Below are 18,727 nucleotides of genomic sequence, written 5' to 3'. Positions count from 1 at the left end.
CTTCATCCTTTCCATGATACAAATGAAAAAGCGGTTTCGATTAACCGCTTTCTGATCCCTCATGTTCCTTCATATCTTTTGCATAACGAAGTACCTTGGCTTTTAACTGGTCCAAGGAAACTGCGAGTCGTTCTAAATCCTCGATATCTGATGTTTCATCCAGTGAATCGATCGTGTGGCATAGAAGCTGCATTCTTGATTTTAGCACATTCATCTGGCCAAGTTTATCAGTTCTTGCTTTTCCCATTATTCAGACTTCCTTTCTTCTTATAGATTCCGTCGTTATTTTAGCATACGATACGAAGTGGAGCATTTATGAAGGAGGAATATAACTATGTTACAACAATCAACGATCACGATCGAAAATGATCCGTGGGAAGCCTATCGCGATATCGAACAGTATGGTCAGGCCATGCTGACGAACATCGAAGTGACGACAACAAAACTCTGCAACATGCGGTGTGAACATTGTGCCGTCGGCTATATGTTAGCGAGTAGCGAGAACCCAGAAATCCCCGTCGAACTATTAATCAAACGTCTCGATGAAATCAAACATCTCCGGGCCTTTTCGATTACAGGGGGCGAACCGATGCTATCGACGAAATCGGTCAAGGAATATGTTGTCCCTTTACTTAAGTATGCCCACGAACGCGGCGCTAAAACCCAAATTAATTCAAATTTAACACTTCCACTCTCACGGTACGAATTAATCATCCCCTATCTCGACGTTTTACACATATCCCATAACTGGGGAACGGCGGACGATTTCATCGATGGTGGTTTTGCGATGATGGAACGGAAACCGTCACGTGAAGCGCGGACGAAGTTATTCGAACGAATGAAGGAGAATGCACGGATTTTAAATGCCCGTGGCGTTCTTGTCTCCGCCGAAACAATGATTAATAAACGGACACTCCCGCACCTCGAAGCGATTCATCAAGAAATCGTGGATATGGGTTGCGTCCGTCATGAAGTGCACCCGATGTATCCAGCAGATTTCGCTTCAATGATTGAAGCTGCCAGTCTTGATGAAATTCGCGACGGGATCCATCGTTTGCTTGACGTCCGTGACCCGAACATCTGGATGCTCTTCGGAACACTCCCGTTCTATGCCTGTTCGATGGAGGAAAAAGATTTAGCTCTTCATCGCCGTCTGCGTCAAGAAACGAATGTATCTGTCCGAAACGATCCGGATGGACGCTCACGCCTAAACGTCAATATTTTTGATGGTGAGATCATCGTCACGGACTTTGGTGATGAACTCGCTTCTCTCGGAACGATTCATGATACCTCTTTCAACGACGCCTATGCTGAATGGCAACAAACTGAACTAAATAAAAGTCTATCGTGTCATTGCCCGGCCGTTAAGTGCCTCGGACCGAATGCGCTCGTCAAGAATGCCTACTATCCAGATGTCGACTTCCTCAAGCAATCAAGTCGCTTATAACAGCCGACAGGTTTTACCTGCTTCCAAACGGGGAAAAGATTGTCACAAAGTTGACACACGTTCTTTCGCTGAAGGGAGTTTTCAAAATGGAATGGCTCGTCGGGATTGTCACCATCATCGGGATGTTCAGTATGGTACTCGGAATCATGATGATTGGAATTCGTTCTTCCCACAGCATCGAACATGATGAAGTGTTCGATCAGACGGATTGGGACGAACACCTTCTGCATATGCCATGCCCAACACGTTTTGAACAGACTGAAAAATAGGAACACAAGCGCCCCGCTGTACAATCGTGCAGGCGGGGCGTGTTATGCTTAATTCAAAAAAATGAAAGGCAGTTGTTTTGTCGTGTCTCGTCGCTTCGCCCTGATTTTATCGATTGTCTTTATCTCCGGCTTTACGCAAGGATTATTGATTCCTTTGTTGTCTATTTTACTCGAGCGTCAAGGAACACCTGCTTACATAAATGGTCTGAGTGCTGCCGTCCTTTATATCGGTGTTATCGTCGCTGCTCCATTGATGGAAAAACCTTTACGACGTCATGGCTATGTCCCCGTCATCTCTTTCGGTCTATCGTTAGTCGCCGTCGCTGTGTTCGCCTTTCCGTTGTTACCAAGCGTCCTCGCCTGGATGGTATTACGCTTCATCGTCGGGTTCGGTGATCAAACGTTACATTACGGTTCGCAAGTCTGGGTGACATCGATTACCCCCAATGAAAAGTTAGGACGGACGATGTCGCTTTACGGCATGGCATTCGGGCTTGGCTTCGCACTCGGTCCTCTTGCCGCTCCACTTGTCGATTTAATTGACTGGCTTCCGTTCGTCTTAACCGGGACATTGACCGTCATCGTCCTCGTATTGTTACGTCGCTTGCCGAATGAAAAACCAACCGACATCATGCCGGAAGAATTACAAAGTGCCGCCTCCCGCTATCGTCTCGTCCTCGCGAGTGCCTGGTTTACGTTACTGCCTGGCTTCACATACGGATTTTTGGAAGCGACATTGAATGCAAGTTTCCCCGTTTTCGCGACACGTAACGGGTATGCCTTGTCCGAAACGAGTGCATTAATCACGACATTCGTCGTCAGTTCGCTCATCATGCAACTCCCGCTCGGACGGCTAGCTGACCACTTCGGAAAACGGCGTACCTTAATTACTGTACTCTGCATCGGGGCAAGCGCGTTTCTCGCGGCTTGTTTCCTCTTTGAAAGTTACGGTGCCTTGTTTGCCATCTTCGCCTTTAGCGGCATGGCACTCGGCTCGACGTATTCATTAGGGGTCGCTTACATGACCGAACAATTACCGAGTCACTTATTACCGACCGGCAACCTCCTAGCCGGTATTTCCTTTAGTCTCGGGTCGATTCTTGGACCGATTGCAGGCAGTGTGTTCGTCTTACTTCCTCCTGCTTTTTACTTTAGTTTATTTGTCGGCGTCCTCTTTACACTGGCTTATTTATTATTTCGCTCGACAGCTAAGCCGATACAAATTAAATGAGACCCGTTCTTTCATGTACAGTAAGAAGGGAGTGCCGCTCGATGCGACACTCCCTTTATTGTTTAGCGTTTATTTTTCATTCAGTCCATCGTAATTCGATGACTCCTATTCACGAGACGGTATCACTTGACGATTCCGACTTGTCGAAAACGTTGCCAGAGCTTTTCATCGATTGCGTACGGTTGATTTTTTGCTTGCTTCAACTCTTCCGTCTCCAATAACACGATGATCTCTCGACCATTGATCGACCAAACTGAATCGTACCCCTTTTCCGCCTCAATAATTTCCACATCGACCTCGCCATGGGTTTCCTTGAGTTGCTGGCTGACGCACGTTACGACGAACCGAGCGAACTCATCCCGGGGACGGCGATTTGCCATGATCTTTCGAACGATCTCATTACGTTCCACTTTTCTCATCTCCTCTCGTTTTCTAGTCATACTAGCCTTTTTGGCAAGGCCGAATCGGTGTTTTATGACCGTACAGAAAAAGCCGAACAAGTCGGCTTCAGCAACGAACGATTAAGAATGAAACTTTAATTGAGACTATTTTCACACGATTCAGATTCTTCGTCAACTGCGCTTTTGAAACCAGACTGGAAGATACGTCGAGACAAGAATCCCTGATACAACAAAAAGCAATCCAAGGAGCGCTTGCGGCGGAATCGTCTCACCGAGAATCAGGGCCGACAGACTGACACCGTAAATCGGAACGAAAAACATGAATAATGAAACACGACTAACAGGATTGTACTTCATCAGTAAATTCCAAAGTGTAAAGCCCGTCGCTGATAAAAAGGCGAGGTAAAGCAACATCCAGGCCGTCGTTTGTGTGAAGTGGAACGGGAACCATTGACCATTCAGCACCGCACCTGCGATGAACAGGCCGATCGAACCAATCACCATTGCCCAGCCCGTCATCGGTGCGACCGGATAAACAGCCGAATACTCTTTCGCAATCAAGTTAGCAAATGCCCCTGAGATCATTGCACAAATCAACAAAATCTCACCGACACCGAACGTGACACCCGCCGCCCCTTGTGGCCAGTTTGCTAAAATGACACCCGTGAACCCTAAGAACAACGCTAGTCCTTTAAAACGATTCAAGCGGTCGTCTTCATAACGAAAGTGTGCAAGTAACATCTGAAAGAACGATGTTGAACCGGCAATGATTGAGCCTTGGACACCTGTCGATAATGACAACCCGATGTAGAAGAAGACATATTGTAAAAAGGTCAAAAAGAATCCAAGACGACTATAGGCATACGCTCTCTTTTTCAAAGTAATCGGCTGTTTAAAAATCAGGACGCTGACGATGAGCAATAAAACTCCTGCCAGAAAAAAGCGATAGCTCGCAAACAATAACTGCTCTCCATATTCTGAAGATGTGATTGCTAAAAGTTCATAACTCTTTTTAATGAACGGAAAGGCGCTCCCCCATAAAAGTGTCGTAAACAATGCAAAAACAACCATCCCGACCGGATGGGTTAAGATTTTTTTCATTTTTTTCAGTTTCCTTCCCTGTTTCTTTTCACTGAGGCATGGTATAGTAACTTTACAGATAATAATAATTATAATCTAGCGACAATGAAACTCATTATCATTGACTTAAAAACGTTGGTAATAAACATTCTCATTGTTTTAATATAATGATTTCATTTCTCATTTATAATTTGGAAGGAGCTTTTTTATGACTACCTCTACTACTACCGATACTCATCAGCGTTCCGCAATTCGTCATGCTATCGAGGAGCATCACGAATTGATTTTAGCACTCTTTAGCGGAATATTAATTTTAATTGCTTACGCTTTCGAAAAACTACAAATTCCGGCAACTGTCTACGTCACACTTTACTTATCCGCCTATGTGATCGGAGGCTATGCGAAAGCTAAAGAAGGATTGACAGAAACGTATCAAGAAAAAACATTGAATGTTGAATTGTTGATGATTTTAGCAGCAATCGGTGCAGCAGCAATCGGCTACTGGATGGAAGGTGCGATCCTAATTTTCATCTTCGCGTTATCCGGTGCGCTTGAAACGTATACGATGAACAAAAACGAACGCGCTCTTCAAAGCCTGATGTCACTACAACCAGAAGAAGCAACACGATTGAACGCAGACGGAAAACTTGAAGTCATCGGAATTGAACATCTCTCGGTTGGTGATATCGTCTATGTCCGTCCTGGTGAACGAATTCCCGTAGACGGGACGATCATTCGTGGTCAAGCCGCGATTGAGGAAGCTTCGATTACGGGTGAATCCATTCCTGTCGAAAAACGGACCGGTGACACGGTTTACAACTCGACCGTCAATATGAACGGCGTCTTGACGATTGAGATGACGAAAGCCGCTGATGAATCGTTGTTCCAAAAAATCATCCATATGGTTCAAAATGCGCAAAGTGAACAATCACCTTCTGCTCAGTTCATTGAGCGGTTTGAAAGTCGTTATGTCAAGGTCGTCCTTGTCGTCGTCACATTGATGATGGTTCTCCCACATTATCTTGTCGGTTGGAGCTTTGAAACAAGCATCTATCGTGCCATGATTTTACTCGTTGTTGCGTCACCTTGTGCCCTCGTTGCCTCGATCACACCAGCTGCCCTATCAGCCATTGCAGCTTCTGCCCGGAACGGTGTCCTGTTTAAAGGGGGCGCCCATATTGAGACGTTAGGTCAAGTAAACACGATCGTCTTTGATAAGACAGGTACACTCACGACCGGTAAACCGATTGTGACCGAAAGTCATTATGCAGAGGATGCTAATCAGTTCTTGCTCAAACAAGCCGTCGCCTCGATCGAAGCGCAATCAAATCACCCGCTCGCTCAAGCGATTGTCGATCATCTTCAAATCGAGACGCAAGAACCGTCTGCTTTTAAAGACGTGACAGGATACGGCATTGAAGCGACGGTTTCCGGCGTGACGTATCGTATTGGGAAATATGGTTTCCATGAAGGCTTAAATGACCCGTTTCGCTCGATGGAACAAACATTAAAAGAAAAAGGAAATACAATGGTCTACGTCAGTAACGGCGAATCCATCGTTGCACTCTATGCACTCCGTGATACGATTCGTCCTGAAGCAAAAGCAGCCATCACTTCTCTCAACTCGCTCGGCATCACGACGATCATGCTGACAGGCGACAACCCTGTCACGGCAGCTGCAATTGCAGAAGAAGCCTGTCTTACATCGTTTGTCGCAGAATGTCTACCTGAAGATAAAGTAAACTACATCAAACAATACCAAGCAGATGGACAAACTGTCGCTATGGTTGGTGACGGAATCAATGATGCTCCTGCGCTTGCCCTTGCTCATGTCGGAATCGCGATGGGCGAAGGAACAGATGCTGCATTAGAGACTGCTGATGTCGTCTTGATGAAAAATGACTTAGGTCGTCTCGCTTACGCTGTCAATAAGGCACGGAAAATGAACCGTGTCGTCAAACAAAACATCACGCTCGCAATCGGCGTCATCTTAATCTTGATTGCCTCGAATCTCTCTCAATTTCTCATCATGCCGTTCGCTGTCGTCGGGCATGAAGGATCGACGATTCTCGTCATCCTCAACGGCTTACGTCTTTTACAAAAAGACGCTCCCACACCTGTAGAGATGACTGCCAGCTTAAAAAAAGTCGCAGCTTAATTCAGTGATTCACTAAAAAAGACTCTAAAAACCGAGCAACCGGTTTTTAGAGTCTTTTTTTATCACCCGAACGTATTCGTCGGAATCGAGTCGAGATCCGCTTGTTCTTTCAGACGTTTTTCTTCCATTTTTTTCGGATCAGCCTTCTTCATGAAACGTTCCCATGAAGCATTTAATTCTGAACCCAGTAAAATAATCAATCCTGTGAAGTAGAGCCATAAGAGAACGATGACGACACTCCCGAGTGAACCGTACGTCTGGTTGTAATTCGAGAAGTTCGATACGTAAAATCCGAATCCAACGGACAGCAATTGCCAAACGATGACACCGAACACGGCACCTGGAATCGCCTCTTTCATCGTAATCGGACGCTTTGGTGCAACACGATAAAAGATGGATAAGATGACAATCAGTAATACTGTCGAGATTGTATACCGAAGGACCGTCAAGAGAACTTTTTGCCCCATATCAATCGGTAAAACGAAATCTGCTAAGTAACTAATGATCGGACCACCGAGGACGTTTAAGATGATTAGCAATAACATCCCAATCCCGAGAACGACCGTCAAGATTAAGGCGATTCCACGCGAAGCAACAAAGCTCCGTGGAGAAAAATCTCCATAGGCGTGATTGGCAGTTGTAATCAAACGATCGACACCTTTAGATGCTGACCAAATCGCTAAAATCGCACCAATCGAGAGCAGACCACCTTGAGGTTCTTTGATTGCTTGGAAGATGACATCCGTGAATGTATTCACTGATCCACCCGGTGCTAAATCGCGAAGTTGCGATTCAAGTGTTTGCTGGTCAATATCGAAAAATGATAATACTGAAATAACAAAAATGATACCTGGGAAAATCGATAAAAACCAATAATAGGCGAGCGTTCCAGCGTAGTCTGTAATGTTATGATCAGACATCCGCTGCTTTAAATTAAGTGCTAACCCTTTTGGGTCACGTGTATGCGCCATCCTCATCATCTCTCCTTAATTAAAAAGAGGCAGTCTAGGACTACCTCATCATCTTCCTATTTATTTCCCTGTTTAGTTCAACTAAAACCTCAAATATCTTCTAGTCGAATATCATAAAATCGTTCTGTCATCTCTGACAATTCCTTGACGAGAGAAGTCGGACGAACCGGTAACTGTTTTAGTTCGCTACGTTTGACCCAAAGCGGGGTATACCCAGATGATGTATCTTCGAACTCTTCTCCAGTCCCTGTACCAAATACTCCACCCGTGATTTTCGCCCAGTAATATGGATTGTCTAAATCGTTAAAACGAACGATTGCTGCTACCCCTTCGAGTTCGACATCGACACCTAATTCCTCATGAGCTTCCCGAATCGCCGTTTGTTCGAGCGTCGCCCCCTCTTCGAGACCACCTCCGGGGAAAACGTAATACGTCACGTCTTGTTTATCCCGGCGAATCAAGGCAACCTCATCTGCTTCATTCAAAATGATGACGGCACTTCGTTGTATTGGCATGGCTATCCTCCCCACATTTACATTAGACATAGTCCGGTTACTTATCGAATCGTCTCTAACATCTCAGGAACTAAGCCGTTTTCTGTAGAAGCGATGACTTCGGCCGCGACTTTCATTCCGAGCGTTAAGGCGTCTTCTGCTTTTTTTGCGTCTGTTAACTCCGACAAAACAGCTGAGAAGAATGAGTCTCCCGCTCCAGTCGAATCGACGACCTTCACTTTTTTTGTTCCGATGTGACCAGATGTCGCACTGCGGCGATCAACATAGACTGCACCAAGCTCGCTCATCGTCACGACTGTGAACGGTGCCCCTTTTTTCGCCAGTTCATTTGCCACATGAAGCGCATCCTGAACCGTCACGATTGATAAATCAGATAAGATTTCTGCTTCTTCGCGGCTGCAGATAAATCCTGTGAATCCTTGCAAAAGGTGACGATTCCGTTCGATGACACTGAGGTGTCCGCACACTCCGAACAACGGCAACTCCATTTTTCGGCAGAGATGAATCAACCGTTCTAAAACGGTCACGGATAAATCTAAATCGATCGCGACTGCATCGACTCCATCTAGGGCGTAGACGGACTGGCGAAGAATCGCTTCTTCTAATAATTTTGCGTCAGGTTGCTTTGAAATCGATGTCTGGAGGTCACCCTCGTTATCCATGACGGCTAACCACATACCCATTCCGTTGTCGTCAAGCATTTCGACGTGATCCACATTTGCACCGTATGATTTTAGTTCTTCCAACACGCCGACACCGATTTGGTCGTTCGTAACCGTCGAGATAAAGCGAACATCATTCCCGAGAACGGCTAAGTTCTGCGCTACATTCCGTCCTGTACCACCATTTGAAAACGTGATGTCTCCAACGTTTTTCGCATCCTTATGCAATGGAGCGAACGAAGTTCCTTTTATGTCGACGAATACTTTTCCGATTACCGCGATTTTATTCATTCCAGTTCCACCTCTAAAAAAAATTCATGATTCCCGAGTATCCACTCGAATATTTCAGGCACATTGCTTCAATTATAGTAAAATTTTAAATCTGTGACAACCAATCCTACTCTTACGAGTAACTCGTGCATGGCAAAAAAATACCCTGCTGCCCGTATTCACGGCAGTAGGATATTTTAAAGGTATTATTTTAGAAGTTAGCGAACGTCAAGCTAATCGCAAGCAACAATCCGAAAATTGTATTTACTTTTCCCGTCTGCGCCATTCCCGGCATCAATTCTTGTGGTTCAAGGTCGTCCCAAAACAGCTTCACGGCCTTGATCATCAATGGAATACTCAGTAAGGCAAGTAACGCGAACCAGGAAACGTTAAACGCAACGACGGCAACGATTAACGAAATGACGGCAGCAACAAAAAAGGCGATCAGGACGTAGACTGCCGCCCGGTGACCGACGAGGCAAGCAATCGTTTTTCTTCCGTTCACTTTATCGTTGTCGAGATCACGAATATTATTCGCTAGCAAGATCGATCCAATCAAAATCGCGACTGGCACTGAAATCGCGACCGCTTCCGTCGGGACATAGCCAATCTGGAGATAAGCCGAAATGGCGATGATGACGTACCCCATGAAGAACCCAGCGACGATTTCCCCGAACGGCGTGTATGCAATCGGGAGCGGTCCCCCGGTATAGATGTAACCGACGAACATCGAAACAAGTCCGACTAAGAGCAGCCACCATGTTGTCTCAAGACAGAGATAAATCCCAAGCAGTGCAGCAATGCCATAGAGTGATAAGGCGAAGGCAAGAATCGTCCCCGGCTTGAATCCGTCCCGGACGATTGAACCACCGATGCCGACCGACTCTTCATTGTCGAGTCCCCGCTTGTAGTCATAGTATTCATTAAATAAGTTCGTTGCGATTTGAATCAACACCGATGCAATCAACATCGCAAAAAATAGATCGAGTCGTAATGACTCGATACGTGGTGCGACGATAGCCGTCCCCACGACGACCGGTACAAAACTCGCTGTTAATGTATGTGGCCGTGTCATTCGCCAATATACGGCGATTGATTTATTCATATAATAAACCCCTTTCCCGTCTAAGTGTATCGGGTTTCGTTTTTTGCTGTCAATGCTCAATGAAAGATAGCTTATTCCTTCTTTTTTTTCAACAAAAAGTTTACAATTAGATTAAGTGAAACGTATCACAGTATCTACAGACTAGGGGGCAATGAGCGGTATGGCTTACGCTCAACAAGAGCTTAAACAACGTATTGAACAGGCCGTTGGTCATGCGAACGCATACCAGCGCTCTATAATCGCTTCTTATTCATGGGAAATCGAAGCGCAAGACGTCAATTCATTGACGTACGGAACAAAAGAACGCTATTACTTTACGACACCCGACCGATCGATGCGTGCCATCGGTTTCGGTATTGCGAAACAGTTAAAAGCGTCAGGACACGATCGATTTTTACGAATTCAATCTAAATGGTCGAATCTCAACCGCGATCATGTGGGTGATGATTTATTTGCGTTTTGCGGTTTTTCGTTCAGCGAACTCAAAAACCCCGATTATCGCTGGTCTTCCTTTGGAGAAGCCTCGATGACAGTTCCAAAGTTTTTATTCTTAGAACGGGATGGACGGACGACCGTCACACTATTCGCGATCGTCGACCCTCAGTCAAACGCTGAAAAAACACTCAATCAACTCGCTTCCGATTACGCCGAGTTACACCAACCAAAAACAAGTCGTTTCGTGACTCGGATCCGAATGACTCGCGACGGGAATGAGGCTTTTGAAGCGTCTTTCCATCAAGCGACACAACTTTTAAAAACGTCGTTAAAGAAAATCGTGTTAGCTCGTGAAGTCGTGTACGAAATGGATCAGGCCGTCGACCTTGCCGGACTCGTCCGCGAACTCGAGCAGTCTCAACCGGGAAGTTATGTTTTCTTCTTCCAGCCGACCGTCGACGAGGCGTTCCTCGGAGCTACACCAGAACGACTCGTCTTAAAAGAAGGAAACCAAATTAAAACAGCTGCCGTCGCTGGTTCTGCGCCACGTCACGAAGTCGAACAAACCGATGACGCACTTGGTCTTGCGTTGCTCGAAGATAAAAAAAATCGTGTCGAACACTCAATCGTCGTTGACTCCATCACGAGTACGTTACACGATTTATCGACTCGAATCGAGAAACCGGATCAGCCGATGTTGCTTAAGAACCGCCACATCCAGCACCTGTATACACCGATTACTGCTACGTTGTCACCGGAGGTGACGTTGATGCAGATTATCGAAAAATTACACCCGACGCCTGCTTTAGGTGGCGAACCTAAACTAGAAGCAGTTCAAGCCATCCGTGAGATTGAAACATTCGAACGCGGTTGGTACGGTTCTCCTGTCGGGTGGATGGACGGTCAAGAAAACGGTGAATTCATTGTTGCCATCCGGTCAGGTCTTTTCACTGAACGGTCGGCAATTCTCTATGCCGGTTGCGGACTCGTCGACGGGTCACAACTAACGAGCGAACTAGAAGAGACGGAAACGAAACTTTCACCGATGCTTCAAGCTCTTTCACATCTGTGCACGTTAGAAAAGGATGATGTTTATGTTGACTAAGTGGATGCACACATTAATCGATACGCTCGTCGCTAGCGGGGTACGGGATTTCGTAATCAGTCCCGGCTCTCGCTCCACACCACTCGCGATTGCTGCATTTCTTCACCCGTCTAGCCGTACCCACGTCCTCGTTGACGAACGGTCGGCTAGTTTTTTTGCTTTAGGATTAACACGGACGGAAGAACAGACACGTCCCGTCGCTTTGATTTGCACGAGCGGGACAGCTGCGACGAATTATTTTTCCGCCATCACGGAAGCAAACATTTTTGAACTCCCATTGATTGTTTTGACCGCTGACCGACCACACGAATTGCGTGGGGTTGGAGCACCACAAGTCATCGATCAAGTCGGTCTTTACGGAAAACAAGTCCGCCATGCATTCGATTTACCTTTACCAGAGGAACAAAGTCTATCGTATGTCGCTCATGTCGCAACGCGGTCCGTCCTGTTGGCGATGACCGAACCGGCCGGACCGGTCCATATCAATGTCCCGCTACGCGAACCGTTGATTCCGGAGCTTGATCCATTGCGGACTGGGCGAACTGTCGGAACACTCCCCCGTTTTGCCGAGCAAATGACGACTGACGAGCTCCTAACTCTTCTATCTACAAAGCGTCTTTTGATTGTCATCGGACCACAACTTTCGACGGTCGATACAAAAATTATTTTGGATTACGCGAAACACTCGCGAATCCCCGTATTAGCGGATCCCCTGAGTCAAGGACGTCAGTACAAAACAGACACCGTTTTTGCCTTCTATGATACGTGGCTAAAAAATGAGACAGTCAAAACAGTAGCTAAACCCGACCACATCTTACGGTTCGGAGCAATGCCGACATCAAAACCTTACTTACTTTGGTCACATGATATTCCGACGACGGTCGTCGGTCATGCGGCAAATTGGCGTGCTCCGCAACTGCATACGAATCTGTTAGCCGGGCATCCGAGTCAGCTCCTGAGGATGCCCGTGACTGAGCATGATCCTGCTTATCTCAAGACGATCCAAAGAGCTGAAGAAACAGTCGGCACTGTCTTTACGACGCTCGATCAAGAAGACCTGACGGAGTATAACGTCGTTCGTGCCTTAAACACCTTGTCGTCAGGCAGCTTATTCGTCTCAAACAGCATGCCGATTCGCGACATCGATACGTTTTTGCCTGCAGGTACACCGCTTCGCCTTCTCGCCAACCGGGGTGCGAATGGAATCGATGGGATTTTATCGAGCGCAGTCGGTGCGACATACGATGCACAGGAACGCTACTTGCTCGTCGGTGACCTCGCCTTTATTCATGACGTCAATGGCTTGATGATGGCACGGACTCGTCCGATTACCATCTTGCTCATCAACAACACCGGGGGCGGAATTTTCAACTTCCTGCCACAACAGCAACAGCTTGAATCCGAGGTCTTCGAACCGTTATTCGGAACAGCCCAGCATCTCGATTTCAGTCATATCGCAGCCGGTTATGGGGTCAAACATCAAGTCGTCACGTCAATTTCCGAACTGAAAACACGGTTAACCGAACCGACGACTGTCACACGAATTCTCGAGATTCGAACAGATCGTGCGACGAACGTCCTGAAGCACCGTACGATTTGGGAACAGACAAATCATGCGCTCACGGAGTGCTTTCAATGAAGTTACGTGACCATGACTACCATCTCGAAATCGAGGGGCAAGGTCCTCCATTGTTGTTACTGCATGGGTTTACCGGCAGCAGCGGGACATGGACGATGCTCAGTGCACGACTTCAGGAAACCTACACCGTCTATCGGATTGACTTGCTTGGTCATGGAAAGACGCCGCCTGCTGCGTATCAGCGGATGCGTTTGACGGAGCAAGTCAAAGACTTACAAGCGTTACTTGCGACAAGAAATGAACGATGGACCGTGTTAGGCTACTCGATGGGTGGACGGATTGCCTTGATGCTTGCAGCCTGTTCAACGCAAGTCCAAAAGACAATCGTTGTCAGTACGACACCTGGCCTAAAGACAGCACACGAGCGCCGTGCCCGGCGTGCAACAGATCGGCTTTTGCAACAGATGTTGCTTGAAGACGGACTCGAGGCATTCGTCCGGCACTGGGAGGCGTTACCGCTGTTCGCAAGCCAGCGCCAATTACCGTCATTTGCGCAGCAACAGATTCGGTCGGAGCGTTTGTCCCAATCAGCAGAGGGATTAGCCGCTTCACTCGCCGCGCAAGGAACAGGGAATATGCCGTCTTTATGGACCTGTCTTCAAGACGTATCCATTGAATGGATTGTCGGGGAACACGATGAAAAATTTAAAAAGATTGCGCAACAAGCGGCGGATTCAAAAAAAATCCACCAGATTTCGCATGCAACGCATGCCCCACATATCGACCAACCGGAAAAGTTTGTTACAATAGTAGAGAAACTACTCTTAACTTAAGCAAATGGGGGAATTTAGATGAAATATGCTCCAGAATGGGCAGCAGTCCGTAGTTATGAAGACATTAAATACGAAAAATGGAATGGGATCGCTAAAATTACGATCAACCGTCCTGAAGTGCGCAACGCGTTCCGTCCACACACGGTCCATGAATTAATCGATGCGTTCTCACGTGCGCGTGACGACCAAAACGTCGGTGTCATCATCTTGACAGGTGAAGGCGATCTCGCTTTCTGTTCAGGTGGAGACCAAAAAGTTCGCGGACATGGTGGTTACGTCGGTGAAGATGAAATCCCACGCTTGAACGTCCTTGACCTTCAACGTTTGATTCGTGTTATCCCGAAACCGGTCATCGCGATGGTCGCTGGTTATGCAATTGGTGGCGGACACGTCTTACACTTAGTCTGTGACTTAACGATTGCTGCTGATAATGCGAAGTTTGGACAAACCGGTCCTAAAGTTGGATCATTTGATGCAGGGTATGGTTCTGGTTACTTGGCTCGTGTCGTCGGCCATAAAAAAGCGCGTGAAATTTGGTTCCTCTGCCGTCAGTACGGTGCTCAAGAAGCACTCGACATGGGACTCATCAACACGGTCGTTCCACTTGCTGATCTTGAGCAAGAAACAATCCAATGGTGTTCTGAGATTCTTCAACATTCACCAACAGCTCTTCGTTTCTTAAAAGGAGCGCTCAATGCAGACTCTGATGGTCTTGCTGGAATTCAGCAACTTGCTGGAGATGCAACATTACTCTACTACACAACAGACGAAGCAAAAGAAGGACGCGATGCGTTCAAAGAAAAACGTGATCCTGACTTCGGTCAATTCCCACGTTTCCCATAATACGAAAAAAGGTTCAATGTCGTGAGACGTTTGAACCTTTTTCGTATCATCTTGAAGAAAGGATGTGATTTCCGGTGTACCCTTGGATTTATACACGCGCTAAGGAACAACCTAACGACTTAGCTCTAGTCACAGATCAAGCCCGCTTATCTTGGCAGGAATTATATACGGCAGCACACAAATTAGCAAGTGCCTGGGCAAGCCACCTTTCGCGTGGTGACCGGATTGCTCTTTATGGTCCTGCAAGTCAGTCATATATCATTGCCATCCATGCGGCACAACTACTTGAATTAACAATCGTCCCACTCAACGTCCGCTTAAGTCAGCGCGAACTGGATGATCAATTAAAACGAGCACAAGTCAAATATGTCATCTCCGACCGGACGCTAGATACCGATATCAAGATTTTACCGTTCCACTATGTGAACACGGCACCTGACATCATCGTTCGACATATGCCAAAACACTATGTCCAATCGATGCTCTTTACGAGCGGAACGACAGGTCGGGCTAAGGCAGTTGAACAGACAATGCTAAATCACTTTTCAAGTGCGATGAATGCAGCACGTCATATCGGTTCCTCGACGGATGATCGCTTCTTAATTGTTACCCCACTGTTTCATATGAGTGGTCTCGCTGTCGTTTACCGTGCTGTCATCTACGGCGCCCCTATCGTCCTTGAACCTCATTTCGCCCCGACGAAAACGATTGAATGGATTAAAAATGAACGGATTACCCATGTTTCCCTCGTTTCTGTCATGTTGGATCGGCTGCTTGAAGCAGGGTTGCGTCGCTATGATTTACGTGTCGTCTTGACGGGCGGTGGACCGGTCCCTTTACCGATTTTGACTCGCGCCCTCGATCGAAAGATTCCCGTCATGCAAACATACGGGATGACAGAAACCGCTTCGCAAATTGCGACACTATTGCCGGAAGATGCGTTACGAAAAATCGGTTCTGCCGGCCAAGCAATTGCCCCGACCGATATCCGAATCACACGCCATCAAGAAATCGAAGTCAAAGGACCGACCGTCATGAAAGGTTATTTTTCAGATGAGCAAGCGACCGTAGCATCTTTTACCGCAGACGGCTATCTCAAGACAGGTGACCTTGGACGTTTAGATGAAGAAGGCTATTTATACGTTCTCGATCGGCGAAGCGATTTAATCATTTCAGGCGGTGAGAATGTCTATCCGGCTGAAGTCGAATCTGCCCTGCTCTCGATTGACGGAATCAAGGAAGCTGGTGTCGTCGGTCGCTTTGATTCGACTTGGGGACAAGTCCCTGTTGCGTTTATCGTCAGCGCTGTCGATGAATCGATCGTCCGTCAAGCAATCAGTCAGTTACTCGCCAAATATAAATGTCCCGTCGCCTATGTTTATCGTGACGCTCTGCCACGGAATGCGAATGGAAAACTGCTGCGTCATCAACTGAAGGACTTCGTATGAAGATTACGCTTCGAAGTGCAGAAGTATTTGATGTCCGATTAACATTCCGTCAGCCGATGAAAACGGCACTCACTACCTTAAGCAATCGCCGGACGACGATTCTCCGATTGACGGACACAGAAGGCAACATCGGTTACGGGGAAGGTGTCGCCTTTGAGACACCGTGGTATACCGCCGAGACACAAGATTCGATTCATGCCTTAGCCCCCGTCCTCTATCGCTTGCTTAAAGGACCGCTCAATCATCCGTCAGAAGTCGCAACACGCTTTCACCCGATTCAAGGAAACCAGATGGCAAAAGCAATGTTCGACGGCGCCGTCTATGAATTGTTTGCTCGCGCGAGTAACCAAACGCTTGCCACGTATCTCGGAGGTGACGAAAACAAAGCCATCGCTTGCGGAAAAGCACTTGGTCGCGCGGAAGCCAGCAAGACGGTACGTGCCGTTGAGGACGCGTTACAGGACGGTTTTCAGCGTATCAAGCTAAAGCTAGACCCAACGGATACCTCCGTCTTAGCGCACGTTCGAAAACAATTTCCTGATGCGCCTTTAATGTTTGATGCCAACGGAAGTTTCACCCGTTCCGAGATGAATCTCCTGCAGGACTGGGATCAGTATGGATTAATCATGATGGAGCAACCATTTCGGGCAGATGATTGGTTGACGCATCAATATGCTGCGTCACTGCTCTCGACTCCTTTATGTTTGGACGAATCGATCCAAACGGTCACTGACGCTGACTTAATGCTCTCACTCGGTGCAGGTCAAATCATCAACATTAAACCGGCACGCGTCGGAGGCTTGACGAACGCCCTAGCATTAAGAGATAAAGCGACGTACTGGCTCGGTGGAATGTTCGAGAGTGGAATCGGGCGTCGGCAGACGCTTGCTTTCGCTACACTACCTGGTCTAGCGTATCCGATTGACATGGCTGGAACCGATCATTATTTCGCCGAAGATCTCCTTGAAGTCGACTATCGAATCGGGAACGGTCACATTCCATACGCCGAGCACGAGGTTTCACTCGAGCGGTTAAATCGGCTTACCCGGTCTAAAATCGTTCTTTGAAGACGTTAAGAATTCGCATTGCGCAAAAAAAGCTTCTACCTTTTCCGTTGCTTTCCTTGGGCGAGACGCGATAAAACGGCATACCTATGTAGACAAACTAGATGGCAGGTCACTTGAATGTGATTTTCCATCTTTTTTTGTTCTCTCTTTCCTTCCTAATCGTCTTCCTGTGGCAAACATCGCGCCGCTACAGCGAAGCTGCAGGGTCGCTCCTGTTTGCTTTCCACTAGGAAGCGATTAGATCGGAAACCGAGGTTTTTTTAGCCTTCCTTCATATTATAATTGAACGTGTCTTGGCGGACGCGACAGAAAAGCATGGCATACGTTGGACTCGCTACCTCGGGTTAAAAAAGTGACGATTCAGGCAATGCTCACTTTTGCTACCCTGAACCTCAAAAAATTGGCCAATTGGTCATGGAATTTCAGTCGGAATCCTAATGTAGTGTCATATTTTTTACACATACATAAGACAAACCCTCATTTCCAAGTGGAAATGAGGGTTTGTCTACAATCTACATTCTAAAAGCGCCGTCCCTTTGCGGAACGACGCTTTTTTTAGTCTGCCTTCGTCAAGATTTCGTATCCATCCTTCAAGACAACGACGCTATGTTCGAACTGTGAAACCAAACTTTTATTTGGCGTGTACAGTGTCCAGCCATCCTTTTCATCTTCCATACAAAATTCGTCGCTCGTCGAGATAAACGTTTCGACTGCGATGACTTGTCCTTCTTTCAATAAATCATTTTCTTCTCGGTTGAAGTAATTCGAAATCGACTCCGGTTCACCATGCAACGTTTTTCCTAATCCATGTCCAGCTAAATTCCGAATGACCGTAAAGCCATTTTTGCGTGTTTCCGCATAGATTGCTTTACCGATTTGATTGACTTTCGTACCTGCTTTGACTTTCTCAAGTCCTTTTTCAAGGGCAGACAATGACACCTCGACCAGTCGGACGTGCTCAGGACGCTTCGCTTCGCCTGCAATCACCGTTTTACCTGTATCTGAATAGTAGCCATCTTTGACTGCCGAGACATCGACGTTGACGATATCGCCTTCTTGAATGACATATGCACCAGGAATACCATGAGCCGCGACTTCATTGACACTGATACACGTTGCTCCAGGAAAATCATACATGACGATCGGTGCTGATTCCGCTCCATGTTCCTTCAAAATACGCGCTCCGATATCATCAAGCTCTTTCGTTGTAATTCCTGGTTTGACAGCATCCGCCATTTCATCGCGCGCAATGGCGACGATGCGCCCAATCTCACGTAGTGCATCATAATCATAATCCAACATGTTTCA

At 46.9% G+C, this 18,727-nt stretch carries 18 protein-coding genes and 1 pseudogene; 11 read left to right on the top strand and 8 right to left on the bottom strand.

Annotated elements, in window-relative coordinates:
• Positions 1 to 40: 40 nt before the first annotated feature.
• Positions 41 to 247, bottom strand: a complete 207-nt coding sequence (locus A0126_RS03145; protein WP_029332765.1) for an SE1561 family protein — start codon at positions 245 to 247, stop codon at positions 41 to 43.
• An 87-nt stretch (positions 248 to 334) separates the two neighbouring features.
• On the opposite strand from A0126_RS03145, the gene yfkAB reads away from it, so the two are divergent.
• The 3 genes from yfkAB (at position 335) to A0126_RS03130 (ending at position 2,947) form a co-directional block, all read left to right on the top strand.
• Positions 335 to 1,447, top strand: coding sequence for a radical SAM/CxCxxxxC motif protein YfkAB (gene yfkAB, locus A0126_RS03140; protein ID WP_088836420.1), 1,113 nt, complete (start codon positions 335 to 337; stop codon positions 1,445 to 1,447).
• A gap of 86 nt (positions 1,448 to 1,533) precedes the next feature.
• The gene (locus A0126_RS03135; RefSeq protein WP_088836419.1) at positions 1,534 to 1,716 is read left to right on the top strand and encodes a hypothetical protein; all 183 of its coding nucleotides are present in this window, start codon (positions 1,534 to 1,536) and stop codon (positions 1,714 to 1,716) included.
• An 82-nt stretch (positions 1,717 to 1,798) separates the two neighbouring features.
• Positions 1,799 to 2,947 (top strand): MFS transporter, encoded by a 1,149-nt coding sequence (locus A0126_RS03130; protein ID WP_239456825.1) that lies wholly within the window; start codon positions 1,799 to 1,801, stop codon positions 2,945 to 2,947.
• Between the two features lie 122 nt (positions 2,948 to 3,069).
• On the opposite strand, the gene A0126_RS03125 is transcribed toward A0126_RS03130, so the two are convergent.
• Both A0126_RS03125 and A0126_RS03120 read right to left on the bottom strand, forming a co-directional pair.
• Positions 3,070 to 3,366, bottom strand: a complete 297-nt coding sequence (locus A0126_RS03125) for a hypothetical protein (RefSeq protein WP_239456823.1) — start codon at positions 3,364 to 3,366, stop codon at positions 3,070 to 3,072.
• Positions 3,367 to 3,519: 153 nt separating this feature from the next.
• Positions 3,520 to 4,449: a DMT family transporter gene (locus A0126_RS03120; protein ID WP_088836416.1), complete on the bottom strand. Its 930-nt coding sequence runs from the start codon at positions 4,447 to 4,449 to the stop codon at positions 3,520 to 3,522.
• Between the two features lie 187 nt (positions 4,450 to 4,636).
• Between A0126_RS03120 and A0126_RS03115 the strand changes: the two genes are divergently transcribed.
• Positions 4,637 to 6,586 carry a heavy metal translocating P-type ATPase gene (locus A0126_RS03115; RefSeq protein ID WP_088836415.1) on the top strand — a complete coding sequence of 650 codons (1,950 nt, stop codon included), beginning with the start codon at positions 4,637 to 4,639 and terminating at the stop codon, positions 6,584 to 6,586.
• Between the two features lie 62 nt (positions 6,587 to 6,648).
• Here the strand turns inward: A0126_RS03115 and A0126_RS03110 are convergent, their stop codons facing one another.
• The 4 genes from A0126_RS03110 to A0126_RS03095 all read right to left on the bottom strand — a co-directional run bounded on the left by A0126_RS03110 (position 6,649) and on the right by A0126_RS03095 (position 10,109).
• On the bottom strand, positions 6,649 to 7,557 hold the full coding sequence (locus tag A0126_RS03110; RefSeq protein WP_088836414.1) for a YihY/virulence factor BrkB family protein: 909 nt from the start codon (positions 7,555 to 7,557) through the stop codon (positions 6,649 to 6,651).
• 89 nt (positions 7,558 to 7,646) lie between these two features.
• Positions 7,647 to 8,072 (bottom strand): NUDIX hydrolase, encoded by a 426-nt coding sequence (locus A0126_RS03105; protein WP_088836413.1) that lies wholly within the window; start codon positions 8,070 to 8,072, stop codon positions 7,647 to 7,649.
• Between the two features lie 41 nt (positions 8,073 to 8,113).
• Positions 8,114 to 9,025: a guanosine-inosine kinase gene (locus tag A0126_RS03100; RefSeq protein WP_029332752.1), complete on the bottom strand. Its 912-nt coding sequence runs from the start codon at positions 9,023 to 9,025 to the stop codon at positions 8,114 to 8,116.
• 190 nt (positions 9,026 to 9,215) lie between these two features.
• Positions 9,216 to 10,109, bottom strand: a complete 894-nt coding sequence (locus A0126_RS03095; protein ID WP_088836412.1) for a 1,4-dihydroxy-2-naphthoate polyprenyltransferase — start codon at positions 10,107 to 10,109, stop codon at positions 9,216 to 9,218.
• Between the two features lie 160 nt (positions 10,110 to 10,269).
• Between A0126_RS03095 and A0126_RS03090 the strand changes: the two genes are divergently transcribed.
• The 7 genes and pseudogenes from A0126_RS03090 to A0126_RS19475 form a co-directional block, all read left to right on the top strand.
• Positions 10,270 to 11,649, top strand: coding sequence for an isochorismate synthase (locus A0126_RS03090; RefSeq protein ID WP_088836411.1), 1,380 nt, complete (start codon positions 10,270 to 10,272; stop codon positions 11,647 to 11,649).
• Complete coding sequence (gene menD, locus A0126_RS03085) at positions 11,639 to 13,288, top strand: 2-succinyl-5-enolpyruvyl-6-hydroxy-3-cyclohexene-1-carboxylic-acid synthase (RefSeq protein WP_088836410.1); 1,650 nt, start codon at positions 11,639 to 11,641, stop codon at positions 13,286 to 13,288. Before A0126_RS03090 ends, menD begins: the two co-directional genes overlap by 11 nt.
• Entirely contained in the window at positions 13,285 to 14,061 is a 777-nt protein-coding gene (gene menH, locus A0126_RS03080) for a 2-succinyl-6-hydroxy-2,4-cyclohexadiene-1-carboxylate synthase (protein WP_088836409.1), read from the top strand. The genes menD and menH overlap by 4 nt, the downstream gene beginning before the upstream one ends.
• 18 nt (positions 14,062 to 14,079) lie before the next feature.
• Entirely contained in the window at positions 14,080 to 14,904 is an 825-nt protein-coding gene (gene menB, locus A0126_RS03075) for a 1,4-dihydroxy-2-naphthoyl-CoA synthase (RefSeq protein ID WP_029332747.1), read from the top strand.
• A 74-nt stretch (positions 14,905 to 14,978) separates the two neighbouring features.
• Positions 14,979 to 16,352, top strand: a complete 1,374-nt coding sequence (gene menE / locus A0126_RS03070; protein ID WP_088836408.1) for an o-succinylbenzoate--CoA ligase — start codon at positions 14,979 to 14,981, stop codon at positions 16,350 to 16,352.
• Positions 16,349 to 17,419 carry an o-succinylbenzoate synthase gene (gene menC / locus A0126_RS03065; protein WP_088836407.1) on the top strand — a complete coding sequence of 357 codons (1,071 nt, stop codon included), beginning with the start codon at positions 16,349 to 16,351 and terminating at the stop codon, positions 17,417 to 17,419. Before menE ends, menC begins: the two co-directional genes overlap by 4 nt.
• A 281-nt stretch (positions 17,420 to 17,700) precedes the next feature.
• Positions 17,701 to 17,942 (top strand): annotated as a pseudogene (locus A0126_RS19475) (transposase); the annotation flags it as partial.
• Between the two features lie 32 nt (positions 17,943 to 17,974).
• Here A0126_RS19475 and map read toward each other — a convergent pair.
• On the bottom strand, positions 17,975 to 18,721 hold the full coding sequence (gene map, locus A0126_RS03060) for a type I methionyl aminopeptidase (protein ID WP_088836406.1): 747 nt from the start codon (positions 18,719 to 18,721) through the stop codon (positions 17,975 to 17,977).
• Positions 18,722 to 18,727 lie beyond the last annotated feature (6 nt).

The sequence above is a fragment of the Exiguobacterium sp. N4-1P genome (genome assembly GCF_002214325.1).
The sequence above is the reverse complement of the archived record's forward strand: the minus strand, read 5'-3'. Positions and strand labels throughout refer to the sequence as shown.